Annotated in this window: 8 protein-coding genes; 2 read left to right on the top strand and 6 right to left on the bottom strand. The window is 70.4% G+C overall.

Features of this window, described 5'->3' with window-relative positions:
• Positions 1-57: 57 nt before the first annotated feature.
• The 3 genes from HWX03_RS29050 to HWX03_RS29060 form a co-directional block, all read right to left on the bottom strand.
• Positions 58-732 carry a phosphohydrolase gene (locus HWX03_RS29050; protein WP_175873639.1) on the bottom strand — a complete coding sequence of 225 codons (675 nt, stop codon included), beginning with the start codon at positions 730-732 and terminating at the stop codon, positions 58-60.
• 93 nt (positions 733-825) lie between these two features.
• Positions 826-2739 carry an amidohydrolase gene (locus HWX03_RS29055; protein WP_175873640.1) on the bottom strand — a complete coding sequence of 638 codons (1914 nt, stop codon included), beginning with the start codon at positions 2737-2739 and terminating at the stop codon, positions 826-828.
• Positions 2740-2883: 144 nt separating this feature from the next.
• On the bottom strand, positions 2884-5805 hold the full coding sequence (locus HWX03_RS29060; RefSeq protein WP_175873641.1) for a winged helix-turn-helix domain-containing protein: 2922 nt from the start codon (positions 5803-5805) through the stop codon (positions 2884-2886).
• Positions 5806-6203: 398 nt separating this feature from the next.
• On the opposite strand from HWX03_RS29060, the gene HWX03_RS29065 reads away from it, so the two are divergent.
• Entirely contained in the window at positions 6204-7124 is a 921-nt protein-coding gene (locus HWX03_RS29065) for an AraC family transcriptional regulator (protein ID WP_175873642.1), read from the top strand.
• A 27-nt stretch (positions 7125-7151) separates the two neighbouring features.
• On the opposite strand, the gene HWX03_RS29070 is transcribed toward HWX03_RS29065, so the two are convergent.
• Positions 7152-8198, bottom strand: a complete 1047-nt coding sequence (locus tag HWX03_RS29070) for an MBL fold metallo-hydrolase (protein ID WP_175873643.1) — start codon at positions 8196-8198, stop codon at positions 7152-7154.
• A 529-nt stretch (positions 8199-8727) separates the two neighbouring features.
• Here HWX03_RS29070 and HWX03_RS29075 point away from each other — a divergent pair.
• Positions 8728-9633: a LysR family transcriptional regulator gene (locus tag HWX03_RS29075; RefSeq protein WP_175873644.1), complete on the top strand. Its 906-nt coding sequence runs from the start codon at positions 8728-8730 to the stop codon at positions 9631-9633.
• A gap of 23 nt (positions 9634-9656) precedes the next feature.
• Here HWX03_RS29075 and HWX03_RS29080 read toward each other — a convergent pair whose 3' ends face one another.
• A complete protein-coding gene (locus HWX03_RS29080; protein ID WP_175873645.1) occupies positions 9657-11132 on the bottom strand; it encodes an alginate export family protein in 1476 nt (491 codons plus the stop codon).
• 14 nt (positions 11133-11146) lie between these two features.
• A complete protein-coding gene (locus HWX03_RS29085) occupies positions 11147-12100 on the bottom strand; it encodes a glyoxalase (protein ID WP_175873646.1) in 954 nt (317 codons plus the stop codon).
• Between the last annotated feature and the right edge of the window lie 108 nt (positions 12101-12208).

Below are 12208 nucleotides of genomic sequence, written 5' to 3' on the forward strand. Positions count from 1 at the left end.
GCGGTGTCGCGACGCAGCCGGTCGTACGTCCGGCTGCCGCACGCCGGACCGGCGCCGTCACGTGTCGTTCCACCGCGCGCCCAGCACGCGCCCGCAGAAATTCGGCCGATGACAATCCGGATCCGCGCGTTCGAGCACGTCCGCGCTCCACGTGCCGAACGTCGACTGCGGCCGATGCGCGACGCCGCGCGCGACCATGTCGAGAAACACTTCGCTAAAACCGCTGCCGCGCGGGTAAGTCGCGAGCAGCGCCGTGCGCTCGTCGGCGGTATAGGCGTCGAAGTCGGTCGCCATCAGGTCCGTCGACACCGCACCTGCCAACGCGCGCGCGAGCGGCGACGCGCGGGCGGCCACCCCCGGCGTCGTATGCAGCGCGATCGCATGCCACACGTCGTCGCGCATGCGCCGCGACCGGCGGTGCCGCAGCAGCAACGCGTGCGCGGCATCCGCCCCGTCGAGCTCGTAGCGTTCGGTCGACCGGCAGTACGCCGGGCTCAACCCCATGTTCGCGTACATCGCGGCGACGTACAGTGCGTCGGCGTCGCATGCGTCGCCTGCACGCCGCGCGGCGAGCGACGCGAACACGAACACGCGCGCCGCATGATCGGCGAGCGCGGCGGGCAACGACGCGCGGGCCGCGTCGGCTGCCTCGACCGCAACGGGCGTGCGCGGAATGCGAACGCCGGCCACTTCGTCGCCGGTGACCGATGTGCGCGGGTGCGCAACATTCATTCTGTCTCCTTCATGCCCCGTAGCAGGGGCGGAAAATCGTTCAATGCCCGGCGGCGCCCGACGTGCAGCGCGGCGCGCACCGGCACGCACCGCTCAAAACGCGACGCAGCAGCGGCCGAAGGCTTCGCAGCGTTCGGCGGCCGCACTTGCGGTCGGATAGCGCGGCCGCGCGAAGCGGCGTCCGTGACCGCGCGCACGGCACGCATCGATGCCGGGCACCGCGCACGCGTCGCCCGCCGCCGATGCGTGCGGAGCATCGCGCGCGTCGGCGCTCGCTGCGTCGGCGCAGGCCGCATCGTCGACGCCGCCTGCGGCGACCGGCGACCATGCGGGGCTGACGGGTGGCGGCGGCGGCGCAAGCGGCGAGAACTCCTGTTCCGCGTGCACGACCTTGCCGTCGACGACCGTCAGCACCGACGTCAACGCCGGGATGCGCCGCGCGTCGACCGTGAAGTAGTCGTCGCTCAGCACCGCGAAATCGGCGTACCGGCCGGGCACCAGCGCGCCCTTGCGATGCTCGTCCGCGGAGAACCACGCACTGCCGACCGTGTAGCGGCGCAGCGCCTCCATCCGGCCGAGTCGGTTGCGCGCCGGATACAGCGCGGTACCGCCGACGGAGCGCCCCGACACCATCCAGTACAGCGCGACGAACGGGTTGTAGCTCGCCGCGCCCGTCGCGCCGGAACCCGCGCCGACCGGTAGCCCGGCCGCGAGCATCGCGCGGATCGGCGGCGCGCGCGTGGCCGCTGCCGCACCATGGCGCGCGATGAAGGCTTCGCCCTGGAACGCCATGCGCGGCTGCACGGTGATGCCGCCGCCCAGTGCCGCGACCCGCGCGATATTGGCATCCGAAATCGTCTCGCAACGGTCGAAGCACCAGCGCAGCCCGCCGAACGGCGTGTCGCGATCCACCGCTTCGAACACGTCGAGGAAGCGGCCGATCGATTCGTCGTAGGTCGCATGCAACCGGAACGGCCAGCGATGGTGCACGAGCAGCCGGACGATGGCCGCCAGCTCCACCTCGATCGACGCGGGCAGGTCGACGCGCGGTTCGAGGAAATTCCCGAGATCGACTGCCGAGCACAGCAGCCGCGCGCCCGCGCCGCTCGCGCGCAGGAACGCGTCGCCGTCGCCGGGCGCGGTCAGCGCGATCCATTTCGCGAAATCGTCGAGCTCGCGGCCGGCGTGCCGCGCGCCCAGCGCATAGGCGATACGCGTCGTCAATTCGCCGCGCCGCGCAAGCGTCGCGACCGCCGCATAGTCGTCCGGATACGCGAGGCCGTCGCCGCCGGCGTCGATCGCGCTCGTCACGCCGACGCGGTTCAGCGCGTGCATGAACTGCCGCGTCGAGTTGACCCGGTCGGCCGCATCGAGCATCGGCGCGCGTGCGAGCGCCGCGAACAGCACCGCCGGGTCCGCTCGCGCGAGCAGCAGCCCGGTCGGCCGCCCATGGCGGTCGCGCCGCAGTTCGCCGCCGGGCGGATCGGGCGTGTCGCGCCCGTAGCCGAGCGCGCGCAGCGCGGCCGCATTCAGCCACGCGCAGTCGCCCAGATGCTGGATGAATACCGGCGTGTCGGGCGCGATCTCGTTGAGTTCGGCCGCCGTCGGGCCGCGCTTTTCCGCGAACTGCAGCGCGGTCCAGCCGCCCGCCACGCGCGCCCAGTACGGCGCGGGCGTGCGTCGCACTTGCCGGCCCAGCAGGTCGAGCGCGTCGGCCAGCGACGGCACGCCGTCCCAGCGCACCTCGAGGTTGAAGTTCATGCCGCCGTGGATTGCCTGCAGGTGCGCGTCGATCAGGCCCGGAATCACGGTACGGCCGTTCAGGTCGATGCAGGTCGTGTCGTCGTGCGCATGGCGCAGCACGTCGCGATCGTCGCCGGTCGCGACGATGGTCCCGTCCTTCACGGCGAGCGCGCGGACGAACGAGCGCTGTTCGTCCTGGGTCGCGATCTTGCCGTTGAACACGACGAGGTCCGCCGAACGCGCGGGTTCCGTCGCTCTAAGCACCGTCGGGCCTCCCGTGCGCGCCTGCGTGCGACGCCGCGCGGCACATCCTGCGTCTCGCCGCTGCCTGGAAAGCGGCCGCACCGCGCGCATCGGCACGCATGCTGCGATCGCGCGGCCGCGCGGCTGCACCCGATGCGCGCATCGTTATGCCGCCTGCTGCGCCGCGTCGGCGGCATCGCGTCGCGTGCGCGTCAGGCATGGCGCGAGCGGCGCATCCTGACGAACGAAGTTCTGCACCCGCAGCAAGCGGCGCACGTCGTGCGCGCGCGAATGCGGATCGAAGTGCCGCGCGACCCCGGCGACCAGCGCCGACGCTTGCGCGGTGTGCCCGCGTTCGATCAGGTGATCGGCGAGATCGAGCGAGCCACGCAGCGCCCACATCGCGGCGCCCTGCGCGTTCGCGGTCTGGATCGCCATCTGCAGATGGCGATGCCCGTCGGCCTCGTACGCCGCGGCGAGATCCGCGCCGACGGTGCGCGCCTGTTCGAGCATCGCGACGCCTCTCACGCGCAGCAGCTCGGGCACGAACAGATGCTCGCCGTGCGCGCGGCAGCGCGCGAGCGTCGCATCGAGCCGGGTGCGCGCTTCATCCGCGCGGCCGGTCCGCACGAGGCCCTCCGCGTACGCGACGGTCAACGGCGCGAGCACGCGCCGGAATCCGCTCGCCTCGACGCGCCGCAGGGCGGGTTCGAGCCGGGCGAGGCCGGCGCCGGGATGGCCGGCCTGGATGTCGAACTGGCCGGTCAGGCATTCCGCGTGACTGCGCCAGATGTCGAAACCGTGCGCGTCGGCGGTCGCGCGCAGCGTCGCGAGATAGTCGGAGGTGATGTCGTGATCGCCGTAGCGCAGCGCGATCGGCACGGCGGCCGCGCCGAGCACGATGCACAGCGTGAGCGGCGACGGGCTGCGATGCGCATGCTCGACCGCTTGCGCGGCGACGCGCATCGCGTGCTCGGGCTCGCCTTGCATCCAGAGCAGACGGATCAGCATCGTGCGCCCCAGCGTCGCCATGTCGACGCCCAGCGCGGCCTGCGCGCACGGCGGCTCGCCCGCGTCGGCGAGCTCGGCCATCACCGCTTCCAGCCGCTCGCGCGCCTGCGCGTGCTCGCCGAAGTAATGCAGCGACGTCGCGACCATCGTATTCGCCAGCAACCGCTGCGATCGGTCGCCGCGCCGCTCGGCCGCCCGCTCGAAGCGGGTCGCGTAGCGCAGCGATTCGTGAATGTCCGACAGCGTCAGCATCGTGTTCCACAGCCCGACCAGCGCGCGCGCGTCGAACGCATCGTCGCCGATGTGCGTGGCGAGACCGAGCGTGCGGTCCCACATCGCGGCCGCGGCCAGAGCGTCGCCGTCGGTATGCAGCAGTGCCGACGCGCAGGCCGCCCGCAGCCGCATCTCGCGCGCGGCGTCGACCGGGCCCGCGTCGCCCGTGTCGAGTGCGTCGAGCACCTCGCGCGCACGCGCCGTGCACGCGCGCATCCGCGACGGCTCCAGCAGCGCGCGCGCCAGCCGGTCGGGCTCGGGCACGCCGGCAGCCTCGGCGGCGTCCGCCGGTTCGTCCACGGCCGGCGCGGGCGCATCCGCGGGCGGCGCGTCGGCAAGCGTCGCGGGCGCCACGAGACGCACGGGCGCACGCTCGCGCTCGTATTCCGCGTGGCGCGCGACGATGCGCTCGAACTCGCCTTCGTTGTGCAGTTTTTCCAGCGCGTACGCGCGCGTCGATTCGGTCAGCCGGTAGCGCGCATACGCGCCATGGAACTCGACCGTCACCAGCGATTTCGCCACCAGCTCGCCGAGCACCGCGATCAGGTCCGCGGCCGATGTGCCGGGCTCGGTGGCGACCGCGCGCGCAGCATCGAACGAAAACGGCCCGATGAAGCACCCCATCCGGCGAAACAGGGCGCGCGCGGCCCGATCGAGCAGCACGTAGCTCCAGTCGAACGTCGCGCGCAGCGTCTGATGCCGCGGCAGCGCCGAGCGCAGCCCGCCCGTCAGCAGGTTCAGCCGGTCGTCGAGGCGCGATGCGACGACCGCGAGCCCGAGCGTCGCCACGCGCGCCGCGGCCAGCTCGATCGCGAGCGGCAGCCCGTCCAGGCGCCGGCAGATGTCGCCGATCAGCCGCACGCCGGCTTCGTCGATCGCGCAATCCGGCGCGGCCGCGCGCACGCGCTCCAGGAACAGCTCGACGGCCGAACAGCGGACGATTTCGTCGACGGACGCGTTGCCGTCCGGCACAGCGAGCGGGCTCATGCGCAGCACCGCTTCGGCCGAGATGTGCAGCGGCTCGCGGCTCGTCACGAGCACGCGCAGCGAGCCGGCGCTCGACGTCAGCGTTTCGACGAGGCTCGCCACCAGATCGACGATGTGCTCCGCGTTGTCGAGCACGAGCAGGCAGCGCGACGTCGCGAACGCGTCGCCGATGCGCTCGATGGCCGGCACGCCCTGCGTATCGAGGCCGAGCTCGGTGGCGAGTGCGATCAGCATGTCGTCGCGCGTCGACGCGCGCGCCAGCTCCACGAACAGCACGCGCTCGAGCGAACGGCTGCGCACGCCGTGCGCGACGCGCACGGCAAGACTCGTCTTGCCGATGCCGCCCGCGCCGACGAGCGTGACGACCGGCGTGCGTTCGAGCATGTCGACGATCTGCGCGAGTTCGGCGTCGCGCCCGACGAGCGGCGCGAGCAGCGACGACACGGCGGCATCGGGCGGTGCGTCGACGGCCGGCGGTGGCTCGACGGCCGGCGCCTCGGCCGCGGACACGAGGTCCGGGCCGGACGACGCGCTCGCCACCAGCAGGTAGCCGCGGCCGGGCACCGTCTTGATCAGATCGCGGCTCGCGCCGAGTGCCTTGCGCAGCGTCGCCACATGCACCTGAAGCCGGTTTTCCTCGACGATCAGGCCCGGCCAGACCGCATCCATGATGTCGTCTTTCGACACGACCGACCCGCTCGCGCGGTGCAGGACTTCGAGAATGTCGAGCGCGCGCGCGCCGATGCGCAGCGACGCGCCGTGACGGCGAATGTCGCGTTGCTCGAAATCCACCGACAAAGTTCCGATCTGGATCATGGCCGCCTCCGGTCCCTCGGGATGACTGCCGGATGAACGCGGCAGTTCACCCGGCAGGAAGTCCGCGTCCGGCGCACCGTTGCACCGGACGGAAAATATCGAATTCCGGACCGAGTGTAGACGGACAGTCGCAGAAAATCTTGAAGGAAAATGCGCTGCCCGCGCATTCCGGGCGAACGCGACCGGCACGATCACTTGCATGTAAAAGTGGGGCGCTATACTCTGCCGGGCCGCTCGCGCAGGCGTTGCGCCGGGACACGCAGTCACCGCACGCACGCATTGAAATCAATTTGTCAGGATGACGAGCGGACGTTTATGCAAATTCATTTTGAACGTTCGCGTGCGCATCTAAACTGGACTCGTCGTTTCACGCTCCGAGTCCCTCGCTGGGGAATTCCATGTCAGACTCCGTCATCGCCGCGCCGGTGGCATCGCCTCCACGGCGGCCGAAAGACACGCTCGGCTGCGTGTCGAGCCTGCTGGCGAAGGATGTCGAAACGACATCCGGCGGCCTGAAGCTGCACCGCAAATGCATGCGCGAAGCGCACGTCGAACGCATCGAGATGCCCGCGTGCGATCGCGGCTTCCTGGTCGGCGTGTCGCTGAGTGGCGGCCACCGCCGCACGCTCTATGGGCGCGCCGGCGCGAGCGAGCGCCGGTTCCAGCATCACTCGATCTACATTCGCGACTTTTCCCGTCATTTCCACGCGGACCTGTACGGCAACTTCGACTTCGTGCTGGTCGAGCTGCCGCATGCGTATCTCGAACGCGTCGGCCCCGAGCACGGCGGCCAGGCGATCGGCGGCCTCACGTGCCGCCCCGACGTACGCGATCCGGTCCTCGGCCATCTCGCGCACGCGGTAGCCGACAGCCTCGACGCGGGCGGCCCGCTGAACGCGCTGTTCATCGAGCAGATCGGGCTCGCGATGGGCACGCATCTGGTGCGCCGCTACGGCAACGCGCGCACGCGCGAGCTCGAGCGCAAGGGCGTGCTGTCTCCCGCGAAGGTGGCGCTCGCCCAGGAACTGTTGATGGAAAAGGCGGACCTCGGCGTATCGATCGAGGAAGTGGCGAACGAATGCGATCTGTCGCGCGGTTATTTCATCCGCGCGTTCTCGCGCACCACCGGCCGCACGCCGCACCAGTGGCTGCTCGAACAGCGCGTGATGCGCGCGCGCGACCTGATCGAGACGTCCGACATGACGCTGGCCGACATCGCGGTCGCGTGCGGCTTCGCCGACCAGAGCCATCTGAACCGCGTCTTCGCGCGGATCGTCGGTCATCCGCCCGGCGCGTGGCGGCGCGCACGGTCGCGCTGATCGGCGGCAGGGACGCACGCCGGGCCGTCACCGCACCGGCGTCGCGTCATAGTTCACCGGCACCCAGTCGTATTGCGCGCCGTCCCGGCGCAAGTGGCCGAGCCCGGGAAACGCGATATGCGCGGCACCGACGAGATAGCGTCGATCGGCGACGCGCTTCAGCGTGTCCCGCCGCGTGCGGCGGGCGGTGCCGGCATCGCTGTCGTACTGCACCGTCGCGTTCACGTCGCGCAACTGGATCGCCGCCACGTGCACGATGTCGCCCCACGCGAGCAGGCCTGCATGGCCGCTCTCGATCAGATAAGCCGTATGGCCCGGCGTATGGCCGGGCATCGGCACCGCGCGAATGCCGGGCGCGAGCGTCGCTTCGCCGCGAAACGTCTTGAAACGGCCGGCCGCGACGTAAGGCGCGACCGCCGCGGCGGCCGCATCGAAGAACGACGCAAGGAACGCCGGCGCTTGCGCCTTGTTGGCGGGATCGAGCCAATACGCGGCCTCGACGGCGTTCACCCGCACGACGGCATTCGGAAACGTCATCGCGCCGTTCGACGCAATGCCGCCGACATGGTCCTTGTGCAGGTGCGTGAGCAGCACTTCATCGATCTGCCCGGGGGCATAGCCGGCCGCGCGCAGGTCGTCGAGCAGCTTGCCGCAGCAGTCGCCGTACAACGTGCCGGCGCCCGCATCGACGAGGATCCGCTTCGATCCGGTATCGACCAGGAATGCGTTGATCGACCCTTGCACCGGCGGCTCCAGGAATGCGCGGTCGAGGTCGCGCCGGATCTCGTCCTTCGAGATGTCGCGAAACACCGTGTCGACCGGAAACGGATGGGTGCCGTCGGACAGCGCGATCACCGTGAAGTCGCCGATCTTCTGCCGATAGAAGCCGGGGGGCTGCTGGCCCGCGGCAGGGGCTGGCGCCGTGGATTGCGCTTCGGGCTGCGCATTGGCGTGGGCGTCGGGCTGCACGCCGGCCTGCGCAAACGCCGCGGGCGCCAACAGGCCCGCGCACCCGGCCACGATCAGCAAACGGGCCGCATGCGCAACGCACGCGTGCCGGGACATGTTCCTCATTAGTTCTCCGTGATGAACCGTGCGCGCGCCCGGCCACGAACGGAACGACCCGCGCGACACGCGATGTCACCCAGCGTATCGGGCGCCGCGGCGAAAATCCTGCGCGTTGCCTGAATTGTCCTGAAGACCCGGCACGCGCGCGCGGCCGCCGCGCCGGCCGGCGCTAGAATGCGAACCGCATGCAACGCGACGTTGCGACACGCACAAGGGCCTGTTCACGCTAATAACGGGCTTGCGAACGTGCCTTTCCGCCCGTCCCCCAAGGGGACTTCCTTTGGGCGCGTGCAAGAAGTAAGGAGCGCCGTTTGGCCGTGCCAAACAAGCGACGCACGACGCCGCAATGTGGGCGGAAAGGCACGTTCCCCTGTTTGGAAAAATGCATTCGTGGTGCTGGCCCCCAGAAGGGCCGATCGCCGCGTCATGCTCCTCGCGAATACGTCGAGTATTCGCTTCGTCGCAATCCTTGCGCTCGGCCCTTCTGGGGGCCAGCGCAAGCCCGTTATTAGCGTGAACAGGCCCTAGCAACCCCATGGACAAATTCTCCGCGCTGCGCGCATTCGTCGAAGTCGCGGAAGCCGGCGGTTTCTCGAGCGCGGGACGCCGGCTCGATCTCGCCGCTTCGTCGGTCGTGCGCGCGGTGGACGCGCTCGAGGCGTCGCTCGGCACCGTGCTGCTGAACCGCACGACGCGGCAGGTCACGCTGTCCGACGCGGGCGCCGTCTACTATGCACGGGCGAAACGCGTGCTCGGGGAGCTCGCCGATGCCGACGCGCTGGTGGCCGACCGCGGCGACGAGCCGTCCGGCCCGCTGCGCGTGTCGGTCCCGGTCGCCTACGGGCTGCGCCGCCTCGCGCCGCACGTCGCCGCGTTCGTCGCGCGCCATCCGAAGCTCGATCTCGACCTGCAGCTCACCGACGAACGCGTCGATCTCGTGTCCGCCCGGATCGACGTCGCGATCCGGCTCGGCGACGCCGCCCCGACCGCGGAAGTCGTCGCGCGGCCGCTCGGCACGTTCCGGCGCTACGTGGTCGCGAGCCGCGCTTACCTCGACGCGCACGGCACGCCCGCGACGCCGGGCGAGCTGGTCGATCACGCGTGCCTGCGCTTTCATTTCGGCGTCGACCAGCAGGCGTGGACGTTCGCCGGCGCGCAACGCACGACGCAGGTCGTCGTCACCGGGCGGCTGAAATCGAATCACAGCGAGGTGCTGCGCGAGGCCGCGCTCGACGGCGCCGGCATCGCGCTGCTGCCCGACTGGCTGGTCGATGCGGACATCGAAGCGGGCCGCCTGCAGCGGCTGTTCGACCCGTACGACGTGACGCCGGGCTCGGCGCGCGCGGTGATCACCGCGCTGTACCTGCCGAACCAGCGCGGCTCGAAACGCGTGACCGCGTTCATCGATTTCGTCGAATCGCTCGCCCGCGCGCAGCCCTGAAACGTGCGGCGCGGGGCGACGCGTCACCAGCCGAACTTCGCTTCCATCCCGACATAGTCGGCGTTGCGCGCGCCGAGTGCGCGAATCGACGAGCCGAGCTGGAAGTGCACGGCCTCGAGCGCGAGCGCGACGTTCGCGTTCACGAGCCAGTCGACGCGCGCCTGCGCGTACATCCCCGTCCACGCGCTACCCTTGCCCGCCGTGCCCGGCACTGCCGACATCCCCTGCCCATAGATCGAGTCGGCCGTGGTCTGGCGCCACTGGAAGCCGAGCGCGGTCAGCACCGTCACGGTGCTGGTCGGCTTGAACGTCAGCGACGGCTTTACATGGATCAGGTTGCTGTATCCGGTATAACCGGCGAGCGTGAAGTAATAGCCGTTCGGAAACATCGGGTTGAACGTGCCGACGCGCCGGTCGCCCGGATGCGCGTCGCCCGACGCACCGTCGACCTGGATGCCGATGCGCGGCGTGCCGGGCGTCTTCGCGAACGTGTAGCCGCCCAGCGCGCCGAACGCCCACGCGCCGACCGTGTCCTGCCCGACGTGGCCGGTCTGCAGCATCGCCTCGACGTCCCAGTCGAGCCCGTCGGCCTTGCCCGCGTAACGCATGTCGAACACGTCGCGCCGTTCGGTGCCGGACGCATCCGGATAGCGCGCGTTGTCGCGCGTATAGCGCGACCAGTACGCGGACAGATCGCCGGGCCCCGTGCCGTTGCGCTCGACGCGCACGCCGTCGAATCGCAGGTGCCGGTTCGACACGTCGTCGAACACGGCCGCATTGCGATACTGCACCGGGCGCGTCACATAGCCGATCAAGCGCCATTTGCCGATTTCGTAATCGGTCCACAGTCCGTCGTATGCCTGCCGCACGTTCGGGCCATCGCGCACCGACACGAAACGCTGCAAGTCGAACGCCATCTCCTGCCGGCCGATCCGCGTCTTGAACGTGCCCGGCCCCAGTTGATCGACGTACGCGACGAACGCCTGCTCGAGGTCGAGCTGATCCTTGTCGACCGGGCCGACCGTGTCCTTGCCGAACGGCCGCGCATCGACGAACTGCACGAACGCCTGGAAGTGCCCGCGATAGCGCAGGTCCGCATGCACGTTCGCGCGCTGGATCACGTAGTTGTCGTCGTGCGCGGCGCCGAGGCCGAACAGCGGCGCGTTGTTCAGTTCGAAGCGCTCGCGCAGGTTCGCGCCGAGCGACAGGTAGGTCGACGGATCGTCGCCGAGCGGTATGTATTTCAGCGCGTCGAACGGCTTGCGCGGCACGCACGGATTCGCGAGCACCGACCAGTCCTCCTGCCAGCGGTTGAACGACACCGTCGGGCGTTTCGCGGTGCACGACGCCGTGGCGGCGGCAGCCGGCGACGCGGCCGCGCCGCCCGCCGCCACATTGGCATCGGCAGCGGCATCGGCGCCGACGGCCAACCCCGCATGCAACGCGGCGCCGCCCGCCAGCACGACGCACGGCAGCGCGCCGCGCCACGATCGCTTCATCGGCCGGCGCACCGTCATTTCGACCGCGCGTGGATTTCGGCGACGTAGCCGCCCGGGAACTGCACGAGCGCCGCGTCGCGGCCGTCCGACTTGAACGGCGGCACGAGCACGGTCACGCCCGCGGCTTCGGCCTGCTTCAGCGTCGCGGCGAGATCGGCCACTTCGTAGCCGGTCATCTCGCGCCCGAACGGGTAGGGCAGCTGGCCGTCCGTCGCGAGCACGGTCATCTTGCCGAAGCCCGACTCGATGCGAATGCGGCGGTAGGTATCGTTCGGCCGGCCGATCTCGATGCCCGGCGCATGGCGCACGTCCGACACGATCTTGCCGTGCGAGAACGCGACGAAGTTGCGCGCCAGCTTGCTCGCGCTTTCCGGCGACACGTACGCGCGGTTCTCCGGCACCGTCTGCAGCGCGTCGTAGTTCGGCGCCTGCGTATGCCAGTACAGCTGCATGTTCACGCCGCCCGGCCAGCGGACGATCGCATCGCGGCCGATCGGGTCGGGGAACGTCGTCACGACGATGTCCGCGCCATGCGCGCGCGCCGACTTCACCGCGACGTCCATGTCGGTGACGAGATAGCCGGTGCGTTCCTCGCAGAACGGATACGGGATCGGCGTCTTGAAGCCGAACACCGAGATCGTGCCGACCGGCGTCAGCACGAGCTGCGACATCGTCTGGCTCGGCGTCGGCGTGACCTGGAACACGCCCTGCTTCGACTTCTTGCCGCCGAACGTCGCGACGAAGCTGTCGGTGAAGCGGTCGAAGTCTTCGGGTGCGACGCACACGTGGGTCGTGTCGTACTGCGGGCCGACCGCAATGGCGGGGAACCGCGCCGCGGCGGCCGGCGACGCGATGTCGTCGAGGTGGGTTTCATCGGCGAGTGCCGGCGCGCCGACCAGCAGCGCGGCGAGCACGGCCGACGATGCGGCGGTGATGCGCAGCATGTTGCGCAGGTTCAATGAACTCATTGGTTTTTTCTCCTTGATGGTGACGCGCGCGGCCTGGCGCCGCGCGCGGATTCGGATTCAGCGGGATACAGGCCGCTCATCCGGGCGGCCTGGACGACACGCGAGAAA

It is taken from the genome of Burkholderia sp. BCC0397, from assembly GCF_902832865.1.
GTDB lineage: Bacteria > Pseudomonadota > Gammaproteobacteria > Burkholderiales > Burkholderiaceae > Burkholderia.